The sequence below is a fragment of the Variovorax sp. MSC1_012 genome (genome assembly GCF_023667525.1).
Taxonomy (GTDB): Bacteria; Pseudomonadota; Gammaproteobacteria; order Burkholderiales; family Burkholderiaceae_C; genus Variovorax; species Variovorax beijingensis_B.
On the sequence record NZ_CM174443.1, the window covers coordinates 2,818,604 to 2,842,602 of the forward strand.

General features: G+C 67.2%; 24 protein-coding genes. 15 read left to right on the forward strand and 9 right to left on the reverse strand.

Going from position 1 to position 23,999, the window contains the following annotated elements; translation table 11 throughout:
* Positions 1–105: 105 nt before the first annotated feature.
* The 11 genes from L1081_RS13410 (at position 106) to accD (ending at position 13,155) form a co-directional block, all read left to right on the forward strand.
* Entirely contained in the window at positions 106–1,059 is a 954-nt protein-coding gene (locus L1081_RS13410) for a LysR substrate-binding domain-containing protein (protein WP_489412651.1), read from the forward strand.
* A gap of 43 nt (positions 1,060–1,102) precedes the next feature.
* Positions 1,103–2,521, forward strand: coding sequence for a 3-isopropylmalate dehydratase large subunit (gene leuC / locus L1081_RS13415; protein ID WP_489412652.1), 1,419 nt, complete (start codon positions 1,103–1,105; stop codon positions 2,519–2,521).
* 19 nt (positions 2,522–2,540) lie between these two features.
* Complete coding sequence (gene leuD / locus L1081_RS13420) at positions 2,541–3,191, forward strand: 3-isopropylmalate dehydratase small subunit (protein WP_489412653.1); 651 nt, start codon at positions 2,541–2,543, stop codon at positions 3,189–3,191.
* 40 nt (positions 3,192–3,231) lie between these two features.
* Positions 3,232–4,320, forward strand: coding sequence for a 3-isopropylmalate dehydrogenase (gene leuB / locus L1081_RS13425; protein WP_319441242.1), 1,089 nt, complete (start codon positions 3,232–3,234; stop codon positions 4,318–4,320).
* A gap of 89 nt (positions 4,321–4,409) precedes the next feature.
* The gene (gene asd / locus L1081_RS13430) at positions 4,410–5,552 is read left to right on the forward strand and encodes an aspartate-semialdehyde dehydrogenase (RefSeq protein ID WP_489412654.1); all 1,143 of its coding nucleotides are present in this window, start codon (positions 4,410–4,412) and stop codon (positions 5,550–5,552) included.
* A gap of 224 nt (positions 5,553–5,776) precedes the next feature.
* Positions 5,777–8,503 carry a FimV/HubP family polar landmark protein gene (locus tag L1081_RS13435; RefSeq protein WP_489412655.1) on the forward strand — a complete coding sequence of 909 codons (2,727 nt, stop codon included), beginning with the start codon at positions 5,777–5,779 and terminating at the stop codon, positions 8,501–8,503.
* Between the two features lie 30 nt (positions 8,504–8,533).
* A complete protein-coding gene (truA, locus tag L1081_RS13440; protein WP_489412656.1) occupies positions 8,534–9,346 on the forward strand; it encodes a tRNA pseudouridine(38-40) synthase TruA in 813 nt (270 codons plus the stop codon).
* Positions 9,343–10,038: a phosphoribosylanthranilate isomerase gene (locus tag L1081_RS13445; RefSeq protein ID WP_489412657.1), complete on the forward strand. Its 696-nt coding sequence runs from the start codon at positions 9,343–9,345 to the stop codon at positions 10,036–10,038. The genes truA and L1081_RS13445 overlap by 4 nt, the downstream gene beginning before the upstream one ends.
* Before the next feature lie 61 nt (positions 10,039–10,099).
* Positions 10,100–11,374: a tryptophan synthase subunit beta gene (gene trpB / locus L1081_RS13450; protein ID WP_489416779.1), complete on the forward strand. Its 1,275-nt coding sequence runs from the start codon at positions 10,100–10,102 to the stop codon at positions 11,372–11,374.
* The gene (trpA, locus tag L1081_RS13455; RefSeq protein ID WP_489412658.1) at positions 11,374–12,219 is read left to right on the forward strand and encodes a tryptophan synthase subunit alpha; all 846 of its coding nucleotides are present in this window, start codon (positions 11,374–11,376) and stop codon (positions 12,217–12,219) included. Before trpB ends, trpA begins: the two co-directional genes overlap by 1 nt.
* Before the next feature lie 63 nt (positions 12,220–12,282).
* Positions 12,283–13,155: an acetyl-CoA carboxylase, carboxyltransferase subunit beta gene (gene accD / locus L1081_RS13460; RefSeq protein WP_489412659.1), complete on the forward strand. Its 873-nt coding sequence runs from the start codon at positions 12,283–12,285 to the stop codon at positions 13,153–13,155.
* A gap of 12 nt (positions 13,156–13,167) precedes the next feature.
* On the opposite strand, the gene L1081_RS13465 is transcribed toward accD, so the two are convergent.
* Positions 13,168–13,728, reverse strand: a complete 561-nt coding sequence (locus L1081_RS13465) for a YggT family protein (RefSeq protein WP_124957183.1) — start codon at positions 13,726–13,728, stop codon at positions 13,168–13,170.
* 49 nt (positions 13,729–13,777) lie between these two features.
* Between L1081_RS13465 and L1081_RS13470 the strand changes: the two genes are divergently transcribed.
* From L1081_RS13470 to L1081_RS13485, 4 genes are all read left to right on the forward strand, one after another.
* Positions 13,778–14,425 (forward strand): LON peptidase substrate-binding domain-containing protein, encoded by a 648-nt coding sequence (locus L1081_RS13470; RefSeq protein ID WP_489412660.1) that lies wholly within the window; start codon positions 13,778–13,780, stop codon positions 14,423–14,425.
* 124 nt (positions 14,426–14,549) lie between these two features.
* Positions 14,550–16,112 (forward strand): lysine--tRNA ligase, encoded by a 1,563-nt coding sequence (lysS, locus tag L1081_RS13475; protein ID WP_489412661.1) that lies wholly within the window; start codon positions 14,550–14,552, stop codon positions 16,110–16,112.
* A gap of 2 nt (positions 16,113–16,114) precedes the next feature.
* Positions 16,115–17,377, forward strand: a complete 1,263-nt coding sequence (locus tag L1081_RS13480; RefSeq protein WP_489412662.1) for an Hsp70 family protein — start codon at positions 16,115–16,117, stop codon at positions 17,375–17,377.
* Positions 17,374–17,922 carry a YgjP-like metallopeptidase domain-containing protein gene (locus L1081_RS13485; RefSeq protein WP_489412663.1) on the forward strand — a complete coding sequence of 183 codons (549 nt, stop codon included), beginning with the start codon at positions 17,374–17,376 and terminating at the stop codon, positions 17,920–17,922. The genes L1081_RS13480 and L1081_RS13485 overlap by 4 nt, the downstream gene beginning before the upstream one ends.
* On the opposite strand, the gene nagZ is transcribed toward L1081_RS13485, so the two are convergent.
* The 8 genes from nagZ to lepB are packed head-to-tail and all read right to left on the reverse strand — an operon-like array spanning position 17,907 to position 23,994.
* Positions 17,907–19,013, reverse strand: coding sequence for a beta-N-acetylhexosaminidase (nagZ, locus tag L1081_RS13490; protein ID WP_489412664.1), 1,107 nt, complete (start codon positions 19,011–19,013; stop codon positions 17,907–17,909). The genes L1081_RS13485 and nagZ overlap by 16 nt on opposite strands.
* On the reverse strand, positions 19,010–19,402 hold the full coding sequence (acpS, locus tag L1081_RS13495; RefSeq protein WP_489412665.1) for a holo-ACP synthase: 393 nt from the start codon (positions 19,400–19,402) through the stop codon (positions 19,010–19,012). The genes nagZ and acpS overlap by 4 nt, the downstream gene beginning before the upstream one ends.
* A 13-nt stretch (positions 19,403–19,415) precedes the next feature.
* Complete coding sequence (locus L1081_RS13500; RefSeq protein WP_489412666.1) at positions 19,416–20,180, reverse strand: pyridoxine 5'-phosphate synthase; 765 nt, start codon at positions 20,178–20,180, stop codon at positions 19,416–19,418.
* Entirely contained in the window at positions 20,177–20,950 is a 774-nt protein-coding gene (gene recO / locus L1081_RS13505) for a DNA repair protein RecO (RefSeq protein ID WP_489412667.1), read from the reverse strand. The genes L1081_RS13500 and recO overlap by 4 nt, the downstream gene beginning before the upstream one ends.
* Position 20,951: 1 nt before the next feature.
* Entirely contained in the window at positions 20,952–21,917 is a 966-nt protein-coding gene (gene era, locus L1081_RS13510; protein ID WP_489412668.1) for a GTPase Era, read from the reverse strand.
* 7 nt (positions 21,918–21,924) lie between these two features.
* Positions 21,925–22,611: a ribonuclease III gene (gene rnc, locus L1081_RS13515; RefSeq protein ID WP_012746547.1), complete on the reverse strand. Its 687-nt coding sequence runs from the start codon at positions 22,609–22,611 to the stop codon at positions 21,925–21,927.
* A gap of 17 nt (positions 22,612–22,628) precedes the next feature.
* Positions 22,629–22,997: a DUF4845 domain-containing protein gene (locus L1081_RS13520; RefSeq protein ID WP_489412669.1), complete on the reverse strand. Its 369-nt coding sequence runs from the start codon at positions 22,995–22,997 to the stop codon at positions 22,629–22,631.
* Positions 22,998–23,028: 31 nt separating this feature from the next.
* Positions 23,029–23,994, reverse strand: coding sequence for a signal peptidase I (gene lepB, locus L1081_RS13525; RefSeq protein WP_124957193.1), 966 nt, complete (start codon positions 23,992–23,994; stop codon positions 23,029–23,031).
* Positions 23,995–23,999 lie beyond the last annotated feature (5 nt).

Consider the following 23,999-nt stretch of genomic DNA (forward strand, 5'->3'; position numbering starts at 1 on the left):
CTCATCGCGCGCCGACAGTAATGTCATCGCGCATGACGATGACTCAGACCTGAAAACAGGGGGAAAATACGGGCCTCCATCTCCATACGAGATGCCAAGGCCCGTATGACCTCTTCCGAACGCAATTTCGCCCGGCGCATCGACCTCACGTCGTTGCAGCTGTTCGTGGCCGTTTGCGAACTCGGCAGCATCGGGCGGGCGGCGGAACGCGAATTCATTGCCGCTTCGGCCATCAGCAAGCGGCTGTCGGACCTGGAAGCCACACTGGGCACCACCCTCCTCTACCGCCATGCGCGCGGCGTCGATCTTTCCCCTGCGGGCGAAAGCCTGCTGCACCATGCGCGCTCGGTGCTCTACAGCCTCGAGAAGATGCAGGGCGAGCTCAGCGAATACGCCGAGGGCGTGCGCGGCCATGTGCGCGTGCATGCCAACATCTCGGCCATCGTGCAGTTTCTTCCCGAGGACCTCGGCGCCTTCACGCGCGAGCACGACGCAATCAAGATCGACCTCGAAGAGCATCTGAGCAACGAAGTGGTGCGAGCGGTCCAGGAAGGCGCGGCCGACCTCGGCATCTGCCACATTCCCGACGGCACGAACGAGCTGCAAACCTTGCCCTACCGCCACGACCGGCTCGTGCTGATCGCGCCGGCCGGGCACCCGTTGACCACACAGGGGCCGATCGACTTCGCCGCCTCGCTCGATTTCGACCACGTCGGCCTGCATACCAACAGCTCCATCTACGTGGCGATGCACCAGGCCGCGCTCGAGGCCGGCCGCAGCGTCAGGCTGCGCATCCACGTGACCGGGCTCGACGCCATGTGCCGGATGATCGACAACGGGCTGGGCATCGGCGTGATGCCGCAGCGCGCCTTCGAACTGCTGCAGGCAGGCATCGGCAGCCGCCTGCGCAGCGTGGCGCTGAACGACGCCTGGTCCCGGCGCGAGATCCGCCTGGTGGCGCGCGACTTTTCCACCCTGCCGGTGGCCGCGCGCACGCTGGTCAACCATCTGCACACGCCGGCGGCCGCCCACGATGCCGCCGAACCGCTCGCCGCCTAGAACACAAGACAATTCACTTCCCCACGAAAGACAAGAGAACGACATGGCACGCACGCTCTACGACAAGATCTGGGACGAACACGTCGTCCATACCGAGGAAGACGGCACCGCGATCCTCTACATCGACCGCCACCTGGTGCACGAGGTCACCAGCCCGCAGGCCTTCGAGGGCCTGCGCGTTGCCGGCCGCAAGCTGTGGCGCATCAGCTCGGTGGTGGCCACGGCCGACCACAACACGCCGACCACGGGCTGGGAGCGCGGCTACGAAGGCATCGCCGACCCGACCAGCAAGGAGCAGGTCACCACGCTCGACAAGAACATCGCGGAATTCGGCGCTGCCGCGTTCTTTCCGTTCCTGAGCAAGCGCCAGGGCATCGTGCACGTGATCGGGCCCGAATCGGGCGCCACGCTGCCGGGCATGACGGTGGTCTGCGGCGACTCGCACACCTCCACGCACGGCGCCTTCGGCGCGCTCGCGCACGGCATCGGCACCAGCGAGGTCGAGCACGTCATGGCCACGCAGACGCTGCTCGGCAAGAAGGCGAAGAACATGCTCGTGAAGGTCGAGGGCAAGCTGCCTTTCTGCACCGCCAAGGACATCGTGCTTGCGATCATCGGCAAGATCGGTACCGCCGGCGGCACGGGCTACACGATCGAGTTCGCAGGCTCGGCCATCCGCGACCTGAGCATGGAAGGCCGCATGACGGTCTGCAACATGGCCATCGAGGCCGGTGCGCGCGCGGGCCTCGTGGCGGTCGACGAAAAGACCATCAGCTACGTCAAGGGCCGGCCGCTCGCACCCACGGGCGTGGAGTGGGACCTGGCCGTGGCCTACTGGCGTACGCTGCAGTCCGACCCCGGTGCGAAGTTCGACGCCGTGGTCGAACTCGACGCCACGCAGATCCAGCCGCAGGTGACCTGGGGCACCTCGCCCGAGATGGTGGTCGACATCAACGGCCGCGTGCCCGATCCCGAGAAGGAAAAGGACGCCAGCAAGCGCGGCGCCATCGAGCGCGCGCTGGTCTACATGGGCCTGGAGCCGAACAAGGCGATGAACGACATCTTCATCGACAAGGTGTTCATCGGCTCGTGCACCAACAGCCGCATCGAGGACATGCGCGAAGCCGCCGCCGTGGTGAAGAAGCTGGGCCAGAAAGTGGCCAAGAACGTCAAGCTCGCGATGGTGGTGCCGGGTTCGGGCGTGGTGAAGGAACAGGCCGAGCGCGAAGGACTCGACCTGATCTTCAAGGCCGCGGGCTTCGAATGGCGCGAGCCCGGCTGCTCGATGTGCCTGGCGATGAACGCCGACCGCCTGGAGCCCGGCGAGCGCTGCGCCTCCACCAGCAACCGCAACTTCGAAGGCCGCCAGGGCGCCGGTGGCCGCACCCACCTCGTGAGCCCGGCCATGGCCGCCGCTGCCGCCGTGCACGGCCATTTCGTCGACGTGCGCACCTTCGCCTGAACACAGCAGAGAGATTCACATGCAGAAATTCACCGTGCACAAGGGCCTCGTGGCCCCCATGGATCGCGAGAACGTCGACACCGACGCGATCATTCCGAAGCAGTTCCTCAAGTCGATCCGCAAGACCGGCTTCGGCCAGAACCTGTTCGACGAATGGCGCTACCTGGACGCCGGCTTTCCGGGCCAGGACCCGCAAAGCCGCAAGCCGAACCCCGACTTCGTGCTGAACCAGCCGCGCTACGCCGGCGCCTCGATCCTGCTGGCGCGCAAGAACTTCGGCTGCGGCTCGTCGCGCGAGCATGCGCCGTGGGCGCTCGACCAGTACGGCTTCCGCGCGATCATCGCGCCGAGCTATGCCGACATCTTCTTCAACAACAGCTTCAAGAACGGCCTGCTGCCGATCGTGCTGCCCGAGGCGCAGGTGGCGCAGCTGTTCGACGAGACCTTTGGTTTCCCCGGCTACGCGCTCACCATCGACCTGGAGCGCCAGGTGGTCGTGAAGCCCGATGGCGGCGAGTTCGCGTTCGACGTGCAGGCCTTCCGCAAGTACTGCCTGATCAACGGGCTGGACGACATCGGCCTCACGCTGCGCCACAAGGACAAGATCAAGGCCTTCGAGGCCGAGCGGCTGGCGCAGAAGCCCTGGCTCGCACACACGATGATCTCGTGACCGACCGCATTTCCTTTTTCAAAAAACTCAAGACCCAATCATGAAAATCGCAGTTCTCCCGGGCGACGGCATCGGCACTGAGATCGTGGCCGAAGCCATTCGCGTGCTCGACGCGCTCGACCTCTCTTTCGAGATGGAAACGGCGCTGGTCGGCGGCGCGGCCTACGAGGCCCACGGCCATCCGCTGCCCGAGGCCACGCTCAAGCTCGCGAAGGAAGCCGACGCGGTGCTGTTCGGCGCGGTCGGCGACTGGAAGTACGACAAGCTCGACCGCCCGCTGCGCCCGGAGCAGGCCATCCTGGGCCTGCGCAAGAACCTCGGGCTGTTCGCGAACTTCCGCCCGGCCATCTGCTACGAGCAGCTGGTGGACGCCTCGAGCCTCAAGCCCGAACTGATTGCGGGCCTGGACATCCTCATCATCCGCGAGCTGACCGGCGACATCTACTTCGGCCAGCCGCGCGGACGCCGCACGGCCGTCGACGGGCATTTTCCGGGCGCTGACGAAGCCTTCGACACCATGCGCTACTCGCGCCCCGAGGTCGAGCGCATCGCCCGCGTCGCCTTCGAGGCCGCACGCAAGCGCAGCAAGCGCGTGACCAGCGTCGACAAGGCAAACGTGCTGGAGACCTTCCAGTTCTGGAAGGACATCGTGACCGAGGTGCACAAGGACTATCCGGACATCGAGCTCGACCACATGTATGTCGACAACGCGGCCATGCAGCTCGTGAAGGCGCCCAAGAAGTTCGACGTGATCGTCACCGGCAACATGTTCGGCGACATCCTCTCGGACGAGGCCGCCATGCTTACCGGCTCCATCGGCATGCTGCCCTCGGCGTCGCTCAATTCGAGCAACCAGGGCCTGTACGAGCCCAGCCACGGCAGCGCGCCCGACATTGCCGGCAAAGGGGTTGCCAATCCATTGGCTACAATACTGTCCGCTGCCATGATGCTCCGCTTTTCACTCAACCAAGCCGAAGCTGCCGACCGTATCGAGTCGGCGGTCAAGCACGTGCTCGCCTCCGGCCTGCGCACGGGTGACATCTGGTCAGAAGGTACGAAGCGCGTCGGCACCCGTGAGATGGGCGACGCGGTTGTTGCAGCAATCACCAAAAAGACGATTACCGGCTAACCGCAGCCCGCTTCGTCACGCCCCTCCCCGGCTCGACGAGTCGGGGGCAAAAAAGACAATTTCTTTCTTTTTCACAAGGGCAAACTGAAATGGCGAACGCATCTCAACCTCTGGTCGGCCTCGTGGGCTGGCGCGGCATGGTCGGCTCGGTCCTGATGGACCGCATGCAGGCCGAAGGCGACTTCGGGCTCATCGAGCCGGTCTTCTTCTCGACTTCCAACGCCGGCGGCAAGGCCCCGGCCATGGCCAGGAACGAGACCGCGCTCAAGGATGCGAACGACATCGAAGCACTCAAGAAGTGCGACATCGTCATCACCTGCCAGGGCGGCGACTACACCAGCGAGGTGTTCCCCAAGTTGCGCGCTGCGGGCTGGAGCGGCCACTGGATCGACGCCGCCTCCACCCTGCGCATGCAGGATGACGCAGTCATCGTGCTCGACCCCGTCAACCTGCCGGTGATCCAGAATGCGCTCGCCAAGGGCGGCAAGAACTGGATCGGCGGCAACTGCACCGTCAGCTGCATGCTGATGGGCGTGGGCGCCCTCTACAAGGCGGGCCTGGTCGAGTGGATGATCAGCATGACCTATCAGGCGGCTTCGGGCGGCGGCGCGCAGCACATGCGCGAGCTGCTGACCCAGTTCGGCACGCTCAACGCCGAGGTGCGCGCGCTGCTCGACGACCCCAAGTCGGCCATCCTCGAGATCGACCGCAAGGTGCTGCACAGGCAGCAGAACCTCAGCGCCGCCGAAACCGCCAACTTCGGCGCGCCGCTGGGCGGCTCGCTGATCCCCTGGATCGACAAGGACCTGGGCGACGGCATGTCCAAGGAAGAATGGAAGGCCGGCGCGGAAACCAACAAGATCCTCGGCCAGGGCGCGGGCTTCGGCACTGCCGCCGTGCCGGTGGACGGCTTCTGTGTGCGCATCGGCGCCATGCGCTGCCACAGCCAGGCACTGACCTTCAAGCTCAAGAAGGACGTGCCCGTGGCCGACATCGAAGCGCTGATCGCCGCGGACAACCCGTGGGCCAGCGTGGTGCCGAACACCCGCGAAGCGACCCTGAAGGACCTGACGCCGGTGGCGGTGACGGGCACCATGAACATCCCGGTCGGCCGCATCCGCAAGCTGGCGATGGGCCCCGAGTACGTCGGCGCCTTCACCATCGGCGACCAGCTGCTGTGGGGTGCGGCCGAACCACTGCGCCGCATGCTGCGCATCCTGCTCGAGGCTTGATGGGGGCGCGCAGGCTCTCCACGGACCCAAAGTGTTGCCGTTTGGCAACACAAAATGTGTGCGTAAGTATGCGCGCACTGGGTAGAACGGGCGCACCGCCTTGTCAGTACCCGGTGATGATGCTAACGTCCTCTTACAAATTCTGGGCCTGAGCCGCCCCTATCAGCATGACAAGACATCTGTTGCCCGCGGCCCGCCCATCGGCCGCTCGCCCCTCCCTGCCCTTGAACGGTCTTCGCCTCTCCGTCCTGGGCACGGCGGTTGCCGTGGTCCTGGGTATAGCAAGCACTGACGCCAGCGCCTTCGCGCTGGGGCAGTTGAAGGTGCAATCGGCCCTGGGCGAACCGCTTCGCGCCGAAATCGACGTGACTGAAATGGCTGCCGCCGAAGCGGAGAGCCTGAAGATCAACGTTGCCAGCGCCGACGCCTTCAAGAATGCGGGCGTTCCGTACAACGCCGCGCTCAGCGACGTCAAGGCCACGCTGCAGCGCCGCGCCGGCGGCCAGTACGTCGTCCGGCTGACCGGCAGCCGTCCGCTCAACGATCCCTTCGTCGACCTGCTGCTCGAAGCCAACGGTTCGTCGGGCCGCATGGTGCGCGACTACACCGTGCTGCTCGATCCGCCGGCAACCCGCCAGCCGGCGCCGAGCGCACCCATCACGCCCGCCACGCCCCAGGTGAGCACGCCGCCCGCGGAACGCCCGGGTGCCGCTGCGGCGCGCGCACGCCGCGAGCGTGCGCCCGTCGCACCGGTTACCGCTCCCGCCGCGCCGGTGCCCGCCACGGCCGCACCGCAGGCGCCCAGCGCCGCTGCACCGGCTCGTCCGGCTGGCGGGGGCGAACAGGTCACGGTCCAGCGCGGCGATACCGCCAGCAAGATCGCCGGGGTCCACAAGCCCGCCGACATCTCGCTCGACCAGATGCTGGTGGCGCTCCTGCTTGCCAATCCCGATGCCTTCATTGGCGGCAACGTCAATCGCATGAAGGCCGGCGCCGTGCTCGATCTGCCGAGCGCCGCCGAAGCCGGCGCCATTCTGCCGTCGGAAGCGCGGCGAACCATTACCGCGCAGAGCCGCGACTTCGGCGCCTACCGCCAGCGCCTTGCCGAGAATGCACCTACGTCGAACGTGGCCGCCGCCGACCGCAAGGCGTCGGGCAAGCTGCAGGCCGACGTCGAGGACCGCAATGCCGCAGCAAGCGCCCCTGACAAGCTGACGATCTCGCAGGGCAGCGCAGCGGCCCGTGCCGCCGAAGAAAAGGTTGCGCAAACCCGCCAGGCGCAGGACAGCAACAACCGCGTTGCCGAGCTGTCGAAGAACATCAACGAACTGGCCAAGCTCAAGGCAGCCACCGGTTCGGCAGCGCCAGCCGCTGGTTCGGCGGCACCTGCCCCGGCAGCCCCCGGCATTCCCGTTCCCAATCCGGGCGTAGCCGCCACCACGGCACCGGCCACAGCGGCGCCTGCTGCCGCCGCGCCCGCCGCAGCGCCCGTCGTTCCCGCCACAACACCCGGCGCCGCTTCGGCACCAGCGGCACCGGCAGCGACTCCCGCGCCTGCTGCAGCGGTACCGGCCGCTGCTGCTCCCGCCGCTCCAGCGGCCGAGCCGGCGCCTGCTGCAACTTCCGAAGTTGCACCGGCCGCTCCCGCAGCGGCGGCAAGTGCCGCGGCCGCTGCACCGGCACCCAAGCCGGTCGTCAAGGCAGCGCCTCCGCCACCTCCGGTGGAGCGCGGCTTCTTCGAAGAGCTGATGGACAACCCGCTGATGCTCGGCGGCGCGGCGCTGATCGCCTTGCTGGTCGGCTTCCTGCTTTACCGCGTCCTGGGCCGCCGCCGCGAAGAAATGAGCGAAAGCGTGTTCCTCGAAAGCCGCATTCCCAAAGACTCGTTCTTCGGCGCCAGCGGCGGCGAATCGGTCGACACCAAGCAGCGCGGCGATTCCACCGTGTCGTCGCTGTCGTACTCTCCGAGCCAGCTCGATGCGGGCGACGTCGATCCCGTGGCCGAGGCGGACGTGTACCTGGCCTACGGCCGGGACCTGCAGGCCGAGGAAATCCTCCGCGAAGCCCTGCGCGTGAATCCGGACCGCACGGCGATCCACCTCAAGCTGCTCGAGATCCATGCCAAGCGCCGCGACGTCCGGGCCTACGAAGGCCTTGCGACCGAAGTGCACAAGCTGACCAACGGCACAGGTGCCGACTGGAACCGCGTGGTCGAAATGGGCAAGGACCTCGATCCGGGCAATCCGCTGTACGAATCGGGCGCGCCCCGCGGCGTGACCCCCGCCGAAAGCGCCGCGTTTGCCGGCGCCCTTGCCACGGCAGCGGCCAAGCCCGCGCCCGCCCCGGTGGCGGGACCTGCTCCTGTCATGGCGGCCGCCCCAGCCTTCGTGCCCTCGGTCGCACCACTGGACTTCGATCTGGACCTGAGCCAGCCGCCGGTACCGGCGCCCGCGCCGGCCCCGGTGAGCGCCAGCCTGCCGAAGGCGGCCTATGCGGCGCCGGCGGCCAGCAGCGCCCCACTCTCCAACGGCCATGCGCATGCGCCCACCGCACCGGTCGACCTGGAAAACGACTTCGACACCGCCCCCGGCGCGCTGTCCCCGATCACCCGCCCCGGCGCGCTGGGCGAAGCCGAAGCCAACACCCGGCCGGCCGGGCTGCGCGGCAACCTGCCCGCGGACTCGGGCTTCATCGAATTCGACATGAGTGCGCTGGCCGGGCTTCCGGCCCGCCAGGTGGCCGGTACCGCCGATGCAGCAGCAAGGCCCGCCGAAGCCGCGCAGGACGACGATGGCGACGAGAGCCCCCATGCGGTCAAGCTGTCGCTGGCGCGCGAACTGCAGGCCATCGGCGACGTCGAAGGTGCCCGCTCGCTGGTCGAGGAAGTCGAAGCCGAAAGCGCCGGCGACCTCAAGTCGCAGGCGAGGCAATTGCTCGCCGAGCTGCGCTGACGAGCGGCTTTTTCCGCTGTTCCTGAATTCGTGAGGCTGGCGCTAGGCATCCGTTACAACGGCCAGGCGTACGAGGGCTGGCAAAGCCAGCGCTCGGGCCGCACGGTGCAGGACAAGCTCGAAGCGGCCCTCACCAAGTTCGCGGCGCAGCCCATCGGCACGCTGTGCGCCGGCCGCACCGACGCCGGCGTGCATGCGCTCATGCAGGTGGTGCACTTCGACACCGCCGTCGAACGCGAGCCCTTCTCCTGGATGCGCGGCACCAACCGCTTCCTGCCCGACGACATCGCGGTGCAGTGGGCCCAGCCGGTGCCCGATGAATTCCATTGCCGCGCCAGCGCACTCGCGCGGCGCTACCTCTACGTGCTGTCGCAGTCGCCCGTGCGGCCCAGCCTCGATTCGGGCCGGGTCGGCTGGTCGATGCATGCGCTCGATGGCGATGCGATGCGCGCCGCCGCCGCCCTGCTGGTGGGCCGGCACGACTTCAGCTCGTTCCGCGCCTCGGCCTGCCAGGCGCGCTCGCCGGTCAAGGACCTGCGGCGCATCGAGATCACGCGCCACGGCAGCGGCGACCGCTGCCGCTGGCATTTCGAGTTCGAGGCCGATGCCTTCCTACACCACATGATCCGCAACCTGATGGGCTGCCTCGTACGCATTGGCCGCGGCGATGAGCGGCCCGAATGGATCACCGAGGTGCTCGAGGCGCGCAGCCGCAAGGTGGCGGCGCCGACCTTCTCGGCCAACGGGCTGTATTTTCTCGGGCCGTTGTACGACGCCAAGTGGGGTCTGCCGGCCGAGGCCACGCTGCAGGCGGGCGGCGCTCCTTATGATGGCCCGCCATGACTGCCGCTCCCCGCACCCGCATCAAGATCTGCGGCCTCACGCGCGAGGCCGACGTGGATGCCGCCATCGAGGCCGGGGCCGATGCCGTCGGCTTCGTGCTCTACGAGAAAAGCCCCCGCGCCGTGACGGCCGAGCGCGCCGCCGAGCTTGCCTCGCGCCTGCCGCCCTTCATCACGCCGGTGCTGCTGTTCGTAAACGAGGACGCTCCCAAAGTCATAGCAGCGCTTTCCCGCGTGAAGGGCGCGATCGCGCAGTTCCATGGCGAAGAATCGCCCGAGCAGTGCGAGCAGGCCACCGGCCCGGGGCGCTTTCGCTACATGCGCGCGGCCCGTATTCCGCTGGGCGCCGCCGGAGCCGGCTTCGACCTCGTAAAATACGCGTCCGATTACTCCCACGCCCAGGCCATCCTGCTCGACGCCCATGTCGAAGGTTATGGCGGTGGCGGCAAGGCATTCGATTGGTCACTTCTTCCACCCGCCGTCGACGCTCACCTCGTCTTGAGTGGTGGGCTCACACCTGCAAACGTGAGCGATGGCATTCGCATCCTGCGGACGCGCTGCAAGACGCTGTCCGTTGATGTGAGCTCGGGCGTCGAAATCGACGGTCCCGGGAACAAGGGCCTGAAGGACGCCGGAAAGATCCGGCAATTCGTCGCCGCCGTACGGGTCGCCGACGCCTCCTTCTCCAGTTAGCCGCCGCACCCGATCGTGATTTCGGGCTGCGGCCCAACGATCGAGAACCATGCAAAGCCATATCCAGGACTACCAGCAACCCGACGCCACCGGCCACTTCGGCAACTACGGCGGCACCTTCGCGAGCGAAACGCTCACCCACGCGATCAACGAACTGCGCGACGCCTACGCCAGGTTCAAGGACGATCCGGCCTTCCTCGCCGAATTCCACTATGAGCTCAAGCACTTCGTCGGCCGCCCCTCGCCGATCTACCACGCCGCACGCACCAGCCGCGAGATGGGCGGCGCGCAGATCTACCTGAAGCGCGAAGACCTCAACCACACCGGCGCCCACAAGATCAACAACGTGATCGGCCAGGCGATGCTCGCGCGCCGCATGGGCAAGCCCCGCGTGATCGCCGAGACCGGCGCCGGCCAGCACGGCGTGGCCACCGCCACCATCTGCGCGCGCTACGGCCTCGAGTGCGTGGTCTACATGGGCAGCCAGGACGTGAAGCGCCAGAGCCCCAACGTCTACCGCATGAACCTGCTGGGCGCCACCGTGGTGCCAGTGGAATCGGGCAGCAAGACGCTGAAGGACGCGCTCAACGAGGCCATGCGCGACTGGGTCACGAACGTGGAGAACACCTTCTACATCATCGGCACCGTGGCCGGTCCGCACCCCTACCCGACCATGGTGCGCGACTTCCAGAGCGTGATCGGCACGGAGTGCATCGACCAGATGCCCGCCATGCTCGCGGCCCAGGGCATCACCGGCGAAGCCGAGGGCCGACAGCCCGACGTGGTGGTGGCCTGCGTGGGCGGCGGCAGCAACGCGATGGGCATCTTCCATCCCTACATCCCGTTCGAGGGCACGCGCCTGATCGGCGTGGAGGCCGCCGGTGAAGGGCTCGACAGCGGCAAGCACTCGGCGTCCATCCTGCGCGGCAGCCCGGGCGTGCTGCACGGCAACCGCACCTACCTGCTGCAGAACGAGGACGGCCAGGTGACCGAAACGCACAGCATCAGCGCCGGCCTCGACTACCCCGGCGTGGGCCCCGAGCACGCGTACCTGGCCGACATCGGCCGCGCCGAGTACGTCGGCATCACCGACACCGAGGCGCTCGAAGCCTTTCACTACCTGTGCCGCACCGAAGGCATCATTCCGGCCCTTGAATCGAGCCACGCCGTGGCCTACGCCATGAAACTCGCCAAGACCATGCGGCCGGACCAGTCGATTCTGGTGAACCTCTCGGGCCGCGGCGACAAGGACATCGGCACCGTGGCCGACCTGTCGGGCGTCGACTTCTACGACCGGCCCTCGATGCGCGGCCTGAGCGTGAAGGGAGGCAAGTGATGAGCCGCATTGCCGCCACCTTCGACGCGCTGAAAAAAGACGGGCGCCGCGCCCTGATTCCCTATGTGACGGCCGGTTTTCCCTACGCCGATATCACGCCCGAGCTGATGCACGGCATGGTCGAGGCCGGCGCCGACGTGATCGAGCTCGGCGTGCCGTTCTCTGACCCGATGGCCGATGGCCCGGTGATCCAGAAGGCCGGCGAGGCCGCTCTGGCGCTGGGCGTCGGCATGAAGCAGGTGCTCGCCATGGTGGCCGCCTTCCGCCAGAAGGACGCGGCGACGCCCGTGGTGCTGATGGGCTATGCGAACCCGGTCGAGCGCTACGACCTCGTGCACGGCAAGAAGGCCTTCATCCGCGATGCGTCGGCCGCAGGCGTCGACGGCCTGCTGGTGGTCGACTACCCGCCCGAGGAATGCGAGGCTTTCGCCGCCGACCTGAAGGCGGCGGACATCGACCTCATCTTCCTGCTCGCCCCCACCAGCACCAGCGAGCGCATGGCGCAGGTCGCGCGCATCGCGAGCGGCTATGTCTACTACGTGTCGCTCAAGGGTGTGACGGGCGCCGGCCACCTCGACACCGAAGCGGTCGGCCAGATGATCCCGCGCATCCGCGAGCACGTGAGCATCCCGGTGGGCGTGGGCTTCGGCATCCGCGACGCGCGCACGGCGCAGGCCGTGGGTTCGGCCGCCGATGCGGTCGTGATCGGCACGAAGATCATCCAGCTGATCGACGGGCAGCCGCGCGAGAAGGTGATGCCCGCGGTGCGCGAATTCCTCGCCGGGATCCGCGAGGCGCTCGATGCCCTGCCGGCGGCTACCCCCAAGAACGCGGCTGGCCGATAATCGCTGCTGCCCTCACCCAGCCCCCCTCCCGCACGCGGGCGGGGGGAGCTAATTCGGAGTCCTATGAGCTGGCTTGAAAAACTGCTACCCGCCAAGATCGCACAAACCGACCCGTCGGAGCGCCGCCAGGTGCCCGAGGGCCTGTGGATCAAGTGCCCCGCCTGCGAGACCGTTCTCTACAAGACCGACCTCGAACACAATCAGAACGTCTGCCCGAGCTGCAGCCACCACCACCGCATCGGCGCCCGCGCACGGCTCGACGCCTTCCTCGACGCCGAGGGCCGCTACGAAGTCGGCCAGGAAGTGCTCCCGGTCGACGCGCTCAAGTTCAAGGACAGCCGCAAGTACCCCGAACGGCTCAAGGAAGCGCTCGAGAACACCGGCGAGACCGACGCGCTGGTCGTCATGGGCGGCTCGGTCCACAGCATCAGCGTGGTCGTGGCCTGCTTCGAATTCGAATTCATGGGCGGCAGCATGGGCAGCGTGGTCGGCGAGCGCTTCGTGCGCGGCGTCGAGACGGCCATCGAGCAGAAGGTGCCGTTCATCTGCGTCACCGCCACCGGCGGCGCCCGCATGCAGGAAGGCCTGCTCTCGCTGATGCAGATGGCCAAGACCAACGCGGCGCTCACGCGCCTCGCCAAGAAAGGCCTGCCCTACATCAGCGTGCTGACCGACCCGACCATGGGCGGCGTCTCGGCCGGCTTCGCCTTCGTGGGCGACGTGGTCATTGCCGAACCCAAGGCGCTGATCGGCTTTGCCGGCCCGCGCGTGATCGAATCAACCGTGCGCGTGACGCTGCCCGAAGGCTTCCAGCGCGCAGAATTCCTGCAGACCAAGGGCGCGATCGACTTCATCAGCGACCGCCGCGAGCTGCGCAAGACCATTGCGAGCACGCTCGCGATGCTGCTGCGCCAGCCAGCCGACGCGGTCAGCTGAACGAAAGACCGATCAGGCACCCAGCTGGTAAGCCAGCACCAGCAGGTTGCCCAACACGATTGCAATCACCTGCAGCACCACGATCGCGGCCAGGGGCGACAGGTCCACGCCGCCGATCAGCGGGATGAACCGGCGGAACGGCCGGACCAGCGGTTCGGCCAGCCGAGAGATCAGGTCGAGCAGCATCGGCGACGCGCCCGGTATCCACGACAGCACGGCATAAACCACCAGCAGCGCGGTCAGCCCCGACACCGCGAGCTGCAGCAGCCCCACCAGCGAAACGAGCGGCAGGGTGGCAATCCGGCCCAGGTTGCCGATCAAGAGCCACAACAGCAGGAACTTGGCCAGCACGAGCAGCCAGGCCGCGATGGCGCTCGCCAGGTCCCAGCGCTTGACCGAAGGCACGATACGGCGCAGCGGCAGCACGATCCAGTCGGTGATCGCAAAGACGAAACGACCGAGCGGATTGCCGAAAGGCACGCGGTGATACTGCATGTAGAGGCGCAGCAGGCAGGCGCCGCCGAGCAGGCCGACGATCACGTCGAGAAGGAACGAGGGGATCTGGTAGAGCATGGGGCGTGGTCGTGAGGGGAATGCGATGATAGCCATGCAAGGTTCCTCGATGACCACACAGCCCCTTTTGCATTCACTGCCATTGTTCCCGCTCGGCACGGTCCTGTTTCCGGACGGCGTGCTTCCGCTGCGTATTTTCGAAGTACGTTACCTCGACATGATCGGCAAATGCCGCAAGGCCGATGCGCCCTTCGGCGTGGTCAGCCTCACGAGCGGCAGCGAGGTGCGCAAGGCCGGCGCCGAGGCGGAGAGCTTCGCGGCCGTCGGCACGCTGGCGGCCATCCGCGAATTCGATTCGCCGCAAAGCGGCCTGCTGCAGATCGAGTGCGTCGGCACGCAGCGCTTCCGGATCCGCGCCGCCGAGCTGCAGAAATACGGCTTGTGGGTTGCCGAAGTGGAAGCCGTGGCCGAAGACACCGCGCTCGAAATTCCAGGCGACCTCCAGCACACCGCCACGGCGCTGCGGCGCCTCGTCGACACCCTCGAAGAACGCCGCCGTGCGCAGGGTGCAGAAGCCCTGCGCCTGCCCGTCGGCGCGCCCTACCGCTTCGACGATTGCGGCTGGGTGGCCAACCGCTGGTGCGAACTGGTACCCATGCAGCTCGAACTGCGGCAGCGGCTCATGGAACTCGACAGTCCGCTGATGCGGCTCGAACTGGTCAGCGATCTGCTGGCACGTGCGGGCATCACTGAATAGATTGCTACTTCTTTCATAGCGTTTCGCGCAGGATTGGCGGGCACTGGAGGCCGGTTCCGTTTGCACCCGATCGGCTAAAATGCCCGGTTGCGCACGCTTTTTGTTGCGCCCCCACCCGCTCTCCATGTCCGACCACCTGATCCCCTCCATTCCCACGCCCGCCGCGGCTCCAGCTGCCGCGCCTGCCGTCGACGACAACCAGCTCATCGCGGAACGCCGCGAAAAGCTCAAGCTGATGCGCGCCGCGCAAGCCGAGGGCAAGGGGGTCGCGTTTCCGAACGACTTCAAGCCGGGCCACCGCGCTGCCGCGCTGATCGAGGCGCATGGCGCCGTCGATGCCGAAGCCCTCGAGGCGCAGGCCGTTGCGGTGAGCGTGGCCGGCCGCATGATGCTCAAGCGCGTGATGGGCAAGGCCAGCTTCGCCACGGTGCAGGACGCCACCAGCCGCATTCAGCTCTACGTCACGCGCGATGCCATCGGCGAAGAGACCTACGCCGAGTTCAAGCGCTGGGACCTGGGCGACATCGTGGGCGCCGAAGGCACGCTGATGAAGACCAAGACCGGTGAGCTGTCGGTCAAGGTCACGAAGCTGCGCCTGCTCACCAAGAGCCTGCGCCCGCTGCCCGACAAGTTCCACGGGATGGCCGACCAGGAGCAGAAGTACCGCCAGCGCTACGTCGACCTGATCACCGACGAAACCGCCCGCGTGCGCTTCACCGCGCGCAGCAAGGCCGTGAGCGCGCTGCGCGAGTTCATGGTGGCCCACGGCTTCCTCGAAGTCGAGACGCCGATGCTGCACCCCATTCCCGGCGGCGCCAATGCCAAGCCCTTCAAGACGCACCACAACGCGCTCGACCAGGAGATGTTCCTGCGCATCGCGCCCGAGCTGTACCTCAAGCGCCTGATCGTCGGCGGCTTCGAGCGCGTGTTCGAGATCAACCGGAGCTACCGCAACGAGGGCATCTCGGTGCGGCACAACCCCGAGTTCACGATGATGGAGTTCTACGCGGCCTACTGGAACTACCGCGACTTGATGGACTTCACCGAGACGCTGATCCGCACCATTGCCGACAAGGCCGTGGGTACGCAGCAGCTCACCTACCAGGGCAAGCCGGTCGACCTGACGCAGCCCTTCGAGCGCCTGACGATCCGCGAAGCCATCCTCAAGTACACGGAAGCCGGCACCGGCGTCGACGACAGCGCCTGGCTCATCAACGCCTTGCGCAAGATCGGCCTGAACGAAGAAAAGGACAAGCTCTCGCAGCGCAGCCTCGCCAGCCTGCAGGTGATGTACTTCGAAGAGACGGTGGAAGAGAAGCTCTGGCAACCGACCTTCATCATGGAGCACCCGACCGAGATCTCGCCGCTCGCGCGCGCCAACGACGAGCGCCCCGAGGTCACCGAGCGCTTCGAGCTCTACATCACGGGCCGCGAATTCGGCAACGGCTTCAGCGAGCTCAACGACGCCGAGGACCAGGCCGCGCGCTTCAACGCGCAGGTGGCCGCCAAGGACAGCGGCGACGACGAAGCCATGTACTACGACCACGACTTCGTTCGTGCGCTCGAATACGGCATGCCGCCCACCGGCGGCTGCGGCATCGGCATCGACCGGCTGATGATGCTGCTGACCGATTCGCCGAGCATCCGCGACGTGATCCTGTTCCCGGCGCTGCGCAGGGAATCTTGAGCGTGAAGTCACCGTCGTCGCTGCCGACGATCGGCATCGACTTCGGCACCTCCAATTCCGCCGTGGCCTGCCGGGTCGACGGCGCGGCCCGACTGCTGCCCATCGAGGGCACGGCTACCACGCTGCCGACCGCGATCTTCTTCAACGCCGAAGACCGCACGACGCATTTCGGCCGCGAGGCCATCGCGCTCTATCTGGCCGGCACCGAAGGCCGCCTGATGCGCTCGCTCAAGAGCCTGCTCGGCAGTGCGCTGATGCAGGAGAAAACGGCTATCTACGACGGCCTCGTGAGCTTCGAGGACATCATCGCGCGCTTCCTGCGCGAACTCGCGGTGCGCGCGGGCCGCGAGCTGGGCCGGGTGCCGGAGCGCGTGGTCATCGGCCGGCCGGTTCATTTCGTGGACGACGATTCCAGGCGCGACGAACGCGCGGAAGAAAGCCTGCGCCATGCGGCTCGCGCGGCCGGCTTCCGCGACATCGCCTTTCAGCTCGAGCCGATTGCAGCGGCCTTCGACTACGAACAGCGCATCGCGAAGGAATCGCTGGTGCTGATCGTCGACGTCGGCGGCGGCACTTCCGACTTCACCGTCGTGCGCGTGGGTCCGGAGCGCGCCGCGCGCGAAGACCGCGGCAGCGACGTGCTGGCCACCAGCGGCGTGCACATCGGCGGCACTGACTTCGACCAGCGCCTGAACCTCGACCGCGTCATGCCGGAATTCGGCTTTCGCCACACGGGTGCGCAGGGGCGCGAAGTGCCGAGCAAGGTGTTCTTCGAGCTTTCGTCCTGGCACCTGATCAACTGGCTCTATGCCGCCAAGGCGGTGCGGCAGGCAAAGGACCTGCGCACGAGCTACAGCGACACGCGGCTGCACGACCGGCTGATGACGGTGCTCGAAGAGCGTCACGGCCACCGCATTGCGAGCGAGGTCGAGCAGGCGAAGATCGATGCCTCGGTGAACGATGCGCCCACCGCCATCGACCTCTCGTGCGCCGAGCCGGGGCTGGCCGCCTCGCTTTCGCCCGCCGACATGGCGCAGCAGCTTTCGCCTCTGCTCGAGAACGTGATTGCCTGCGCGCACGCCTGCGTCAAGCGCGCCGGACTGCGCAGCGGCGATCTCGACGCCATCTACCTGACGGGCGGCTCGTCGGCGCTGCGGCCGTTCCAGCAGGCCTTGCGCAGGAGCTTCGCGGGCGTGAACCTGGTCGAAGGCGACCTGTTCGGCGGCGTGGCGACGGGGCTCGCCTGCGCGGGACCGGTGGCATGAAATATCTTGCGGGCTACCCACCCGCGCTGCTGGCGCAGGTCCAGCAGCTGGTCGCCACCGAAGGGCTCGCGCCGCTGCTGCGCAAGCGCTATCCCGGGCCGCTTCACGAGGTGCAGACGGACCGTGCGCTCTACGACTACGTGAGCGAACTCAAGAGCGACTTCATGCGCAAGGCCCCGCCGCTTTCCAAGGTGGCGTTCGACAGCAAGCTGCATGTGATCCGCAATGCGCTCGGCACCCACACCACCGTTTCGCGCGTGCAGGGCAGCAAGCTCAAGACCAAGCGCGAGATCCGGGTGGCGAGCCTGTTCAGGGAAGTGCCGCTGGAATGGCTGCGCATGATCGTCGTCCACGAGCTCGCACACATGAAGGAGCGGGACCATGACAAGAGCTTCTATGCGCTCTGCGAGCACATGGAGCCGGACTACCACCGGCTCGAATTCGATGTCCGGCTGTACCTGACGCATTTGGATTCGGGCGGCGAGCGCCTGTGGGCGAGCTCGCTGCCGGACCGCGCCGCAACCGTCCCTCAGGCGCCCTGCTGAGGTGCTGCGAGCCCGGCTTGGGCAAGCACCTGCCTCGCACGCCGATAGCCCGCCGAATCGGCGAGCGTGTTCCAGCCGAGCGGCGGCGTTTCCGGCAACAGCGCCCGGCGGCGCGCTTCGCTCTTCGCATCGGGCTGCCAGCGCCCTGCCCCGGTCGCCGCGGCAAAGCCGTCGAGCAGTTCGTCGAGCGGCCGGCCATCGCCGATGCTCTGGTTGCACAGCATCGCCAGGTCGCAGCCCGCATCGAGTGCCGCCAGCGCGGCATCGGCATAGCTCAGCAGCTCGCCGCCGATGTAGCGCCCCGCCTCCATGCTCAGGTCGTCGCTGAAGATGGCGCCATCGAAGGCCAGCCGGTTGCGCAGGATGTCCTTCAGCCACCTGGACGAAAAGCCCGCGGGCCGCTTGTCGACCTTCGGATAGATCACGTGCGCCGGCATCACCGCCGTGAGCGCGCCCGCGAGCCAGTCGTAAGGCCGCGCATCGTCGGCCAGGATGGCCTTGAGGCTGCGCCGGTCGACCGGAATTTCCACGTGCGAATCGGCGGTGACGAAGCCGTGCCCCGGAAAGTGCTTGCCGCAATTGCGCATGCCCATCTGCAGCATGCCGTGCATCACGCTCTTGGCCAGCAGCGCCGCCACGCGCGGGTCGCGGTGGAAGCTGCGGTCGCCGATCACGCTGCTGCCGCCGTAGTCCAGGTCGAGCACCGGCGCAAAGCTGAAGTCGACGCCGCAGGCGCGCAGTTCGGCGGCAAGCACCTGGCCGGTTGCCATTGCGGCCTGCGTGGCACGCATCGCATCGCGCATCCACAGCTCGCCCAGTGCGCGCATCGAAGGCAGGCGCGTGAAGCCGTCGGTGCGAAAGCGCTGCACCCGGCCGCCTTCGTGGTCCACGCAGATCAGCAGGTCGGGGCGGATCGCCTTGATCTCGGCATTGAGCGCGCCCATCTGCGCACGGTCCTGCCAGTTGCGGGCGAAATGGATCACGCCGCCGACCAGGGGGTTGGCGATGCGCCGGCGGTCGGCGTCGTTCAGCCCGGTGGCCGCCACATCGATGATCAGCGGCGCGTGGGAACGGGCGAGCCCGGCGGTCATAGCTTCTCCACTACCACGAAGCTCGCGGCATATTCGGTTTCGTCGGTCACGGTGACATGGGCCGTGAGGCCCCGGGCTTCGAACCACTGCTTGAGTTCGCCATGCAGCACGATGACGGGCTTGCCGCTGCGCAGGTTGGCGATCTCGCACAGGCGCCAGCTCATCGGCATGCGCATGCCCAGGCCAATGGCCTTGCTGAAGGCCTCCTTGGCGGAAAAACGCGTGGCGAGATAGCTCAGGCCGCGCTTGGGCCAGCGTTCGCTGCGGGCCTTCCAGACCGCGAATTCGGCGTCGCTCAGCACCCTGTGGGCAAAGCGCTCGCCTTGGCGCTCGAAGGTCGCGGCGATGCGCCGCAGGTCGCAGATGTCGGTACCAATGCCGTAGATCATGCCGCTCCAGCGTTCACTGCGCTTCTTCGATGCAGCGCAGGTATTCCTTCGTGGTGGCGGCATAGCCGAGTTCGAGCGCATCGGCGATGAAGGCATGCCCGATGGAAACTTCCTGGACGCCGCGCACCGCGCGCAGGAACGGCGTGAGGTTGTCGCGGCTCAGGTCGTGGCCCGCATTGAGGCCGAGGCCCGCAGCCTGCGCCGCGCGGGCCGCTTCGACATAGCGCGCCAGCACGGCCTGCTCGTTCGGCGTGCCGCGCGATGCGGCATAGCCTTCGGTATAGAGCTCGACGCGGTCGGCGCCCACCGCCTTGGCCGCGGCCATCATCTCGGGAATGGGGTCCATGAAGAGGCTCACGCGCACGCCCAGGGCCTGGGCTTCGGCGATCACCGGGCGCAGCCGGTCGGCGTCTTCGGGGAAGCTCCAGCCATGGTCGCTGGTCGACTGGGTTTCGCTGTCGGGCACGAAGGTGGCCTGGTGCGGCTTCAGCGCGCGCACGAAGTCCATCAGGTTGTGGAAGGGGTTGCCTTCGATGTTGAACTCGATCGCGGGCCAATCCCTGGCCAGCAGCGCCGCCAGGTCGCTCACGTCGTGCGGCCGGATGTGGCGCTCGTCGGGCCGCGGGTGCACGGTGATGCCCTGCGCTCCGGCGGCGAGGCAGGCCTTGGCGGCGGTGAGCACGCTCGGAATGCCGAGATGGCGCGTATTGCGCACCAGGGCCACCTTGTTGAGGTTGACCGACAGCGAGGTGGTAGCGGATTGGCCGGGAGTGCTCATAGGGCTTGCAAATCTCTCATCATCTGCCGCGTGCGCAGCGTGGACACACCGCAATGGTAGTTGAGCAAGGCGCGCAGCTGGTTCCTGAGGGCGCTGTTGCTGCCGGCGTTCATGGTGGCGATCTCGCGCAGCGCGGCCGTGAAGGGCGCGCGATCGTCGAGCACGCCCTGCAGCGACTGCCAGTCGGCACCCGCCAGCGCCGCCTCGTCCCCGCCCGCCAGCCGCAGGCCGGCTTCCGGCACCAGGGTGTAGCGGGCGTCGGCCACGAGCGGCTCGAGCGTGAGGGTCTGCGCGTCGAGCGACGGCAGCAGGCCCACTTCGCGCAGCAGCAGCAGCTCGAAGGCGCGCAGCGCGGCGGCCTGGGTGGCGGCCTGCGCGCCGGCGTGGTCGCCCGCCAGCACCTGCACCACGCCCGCATAGGCATCGAACAGCGCCTCGTGGGCATCGTCCCGCGCCAACAGGCGCAGCAGCAGTTCGTTGACGTAGTAGCCCGAGAGCAGCGCCTCGCCGGTCGGCATGACGTGGCCGCCCATCCACTCGGCGCCCTTGAGCGTGCGGATCTCGGCGTCGCCGCCGTAGTTGAGCTGCAGCGGCTGCAGCGGCAGCAGCACCGGCCTGAAATTGGAGCTCGGCCGCTTCGCCCCCTTGGCCACGAGCGCGATGCGCCCGTGGTGGCGGGTGAAGACCTCGAGGATCAGGCTCGACTCGCTCCAGTCGTAGCGATGGAGCACGTACGCCGGTTCGTGCGAAACGCGGTGGGCAGTTGCCACTTCATTCGTAGCCGAAGGAGCGCACGCGGGCTTCGTCGTCGGCCCAGCCGGACCGCACCTTGACCCACAGTTCGAGGAAAACCTTGGCGTCGGCCAGCTTTTCGAGCTCGACCCGGGTTTCCATGCCGATGCGCTTGATGCGCTCGCCCTTGTCGCCGATCACCATGGCCTTGTGGCCGTCGCGCTCCACCACGATGGTGGCGGCAATGCGAAGCAGGCGCTTCTGGCCCTTTTTCTGCGGCGGCTCTTCCTCGAACTTGTCGATGATCACGGTCGAGGTGTAGGGCAGCTCGTCGCCGGTCAGGCGGAACAGCTTCTCGCGCACCAGCTCGCCCGCGAGGAACTTCTCGCTGCGGTCGGTGAGCTCGTCCTCGGCGTAGAACCAGGGTTGTTCGGGCAGGTACTTCTCGCAGATGCCGAACAAACGCTCGACGTCCTTCGGGTTCTTGGCCGACATCGGCACGAACTCGGCGAAGGGGTGCTTCGCCTGCATGGTCTGCAGCCACGGTGCGATGTCGCCGCGGCGATGCACGTTGTCGAGCTTGTTGGCCAGCAGCACGGTCGGAATGCCCTTGCCGAGCAGCTTGAGCACCCGCTCGTCGGCCGGCGTGAAGCTGCCCGCCTCGACCACGAAAAGAATCAGGTCCACGTCGCCGACCGCACCCTGCACGGTCTTGTTGAGCGATTTGTTGAGCGCGTTGGCATGCAGGGTCTGGAAACCCGGCGTGTCGACGAACACGAACTGCGTGGCGCCCAGCGTGCGCATGCCCGTGATGCGGTGCCGCGTGGTCTGCGCCTTGCGCGAGGTGATGCTGATCTTCTGCCCCACCAGCGCATTGAGCAGCGTCGACTTGCCCACGTTGGGCTTGCCGACGATGGCGATCAGGCCGCAGTGCTGAGGGCCGCTTGCGCCCGTATCGCCCGCCGGGCCCTGGGAGTCTGCTGCTGATTTGATAGCGTCGTTCATTCTGGTTTCACGCGGCCCCGCGTGCCTTGAGCCGGATCAACATGGCCGCCGCGGCAGCCTGCTCGCCGGCACGTCGCGAACCACCGATGCCGCGTTCGCGCAGGCCCAGCTCCGGCACCTCGCACTCGACATCGAAGGTCTGCTTGTGCGCTGCGCCGAGCGTGGCCGCCACGCGGTACACCGGCAGCTTCATTTTGTGACCCTGCAGCCATTCCTGCAATTCGGTCTTCGGATCCTTGGCCACCGCGTCCATGCGCGGATTGATCTCGACCGACTCGTAGAGCCGCCGCACCAGCGCCTCGGCAGCCGAAAAGCCGGCATCGAGGTAGACCGCGCCGATCAGCGCTTCGAGCGCGTCGGCCAGGATCGAGGGCCGATTGGGCCCGCCGGAGCGCGCTTCGCCTTCGCCGAGCCGCAGCAACGGCGACAGCTGCAGTTCCAGCGCCAGGCGATGCAAGGTGTCCTGCTTGACCAGGTTGGCCCGCACGCGCGACAGGTCGCCCTCGGGCAGGGCCGAGAGGCGGGTGTAGAGCAGGTGCGATACCGCGAGATTGAGCACCGAGTCGCCGAGGAACTCGAGGCGCTCGTTGTGGTCGGCCGAAAAACTGCGGTGCGTGAGCGCGAGCTGGAGCAGCCGCGTGTCGGAGAACGAATGCTTGAGGCGCTCCTGCAGCGCCGTGAGGCCGCCGTCCACCTTGCGTGTCGCCGCGTTCAGCGGGTTTCGCCCTTGTACTTGAGCACCAGGTAAGCCGGCCCGAACAAGGGAATCTCGCGCTCGTAGGCATACGACACGACCACCTTGTCGCCGACCTTCTTGATGTCGAGGTCCTTGCCCGAGACCGACTGAAAGTCGTCGATGGCCTGGGCCCGGTCGAAGATGGCGCGCACTTCGGGCACGGTGGTGCCTTCCTTGGCCTTGTTCGCGGCCTTGTCGATGGCCTGCCATTCGATCAGCGTCGGGATGACCTGCGCGACGACGACGCCCGCGCAACCCAGCACCACGGCGACAAACACCAGACCGATGAACGAGATGCCGCGCTGGTGCGCGGCCCTGCTGCGGATGGACCGATTTGTTCTCATGCCCTCTTACCCCTCGAACAATGCTGACTGCTTATTGGAATGGACCGATGCGACCCAGGTCGCCGAAGTTCATCCAGACGAAGAACGCCCTGCCCACGATGTTCTTGTCCGGAACGAAGCCCCAGAAACGGGAGTCCGCCGAATTATCGCGGTTGTCGCCCATCATGAAGTAGTTGCCGGCCGGCACCTTGCACACCACGCCTTCGACGGAGTAGCGGCAGTTCTCGCGGTACGGAAAGTCGGTGGCGCCCTGGACGAAGGCCGGACCGGCATCGTCGTTGAGCAGCCTGTGCTGCTTGCCCCCGAGGTCTTCGTTGAACTGCCTGAGCAGGCGCATCGACTCGCTGTCGAGGTAGTCGGGCATCGGGTTCTTGGAAACCGGCTGCCCGTTGATGGTGAGCTTCTTGTTCAGGTAGGCCACTTCGTCGCCCGGGATGCCGACCACGCGCTTGATGTAGTCCATGCTCGGTTTGGGCGGGTAGCGGAACACCACCACGTCGCCGCGCGCGAGCGGCGTGCCGTCGGTGATCTTGGTGTTGATGACCGGCAAGCGCAGGCCGTAGGTGAACTTGTTCACCAGGATCAGGTCGCCCGTGAGCAGCGTGGGCATCATCGAGCCCGACGGAATCTTGAAGGGCTCGTACAGGAACGAGCGCAGCAGGAACACCACCAGGATCACCGGGAAGAGCCCCGCCGTCCAGTCGAGCCACCACGGCTGCATCAGCAGGCGTTCGCCGGCCTTGGCGTCGACGGTGTCGACCTGCGTGATGCCCTGGCCGGCCAGGCGCGCGTTGCGCTCGCTCAGGGAGGCTTCGAGCGCCGCGGCGGCGCGCTCGCGCCGGGGCAGGAAGTAGAAGCGCTCGGCCAGCCAGTACAGGCCGGTGACCACCGTGGCCAGGAACAGCAGAAGCGCGAAGTTGCCCTCGATGGCACCAAAGTACCAGGCACCGACATAGCCGGCGAAGGCCGCGAGGACCAGGGAAGTGATGAATGCCATTTTTT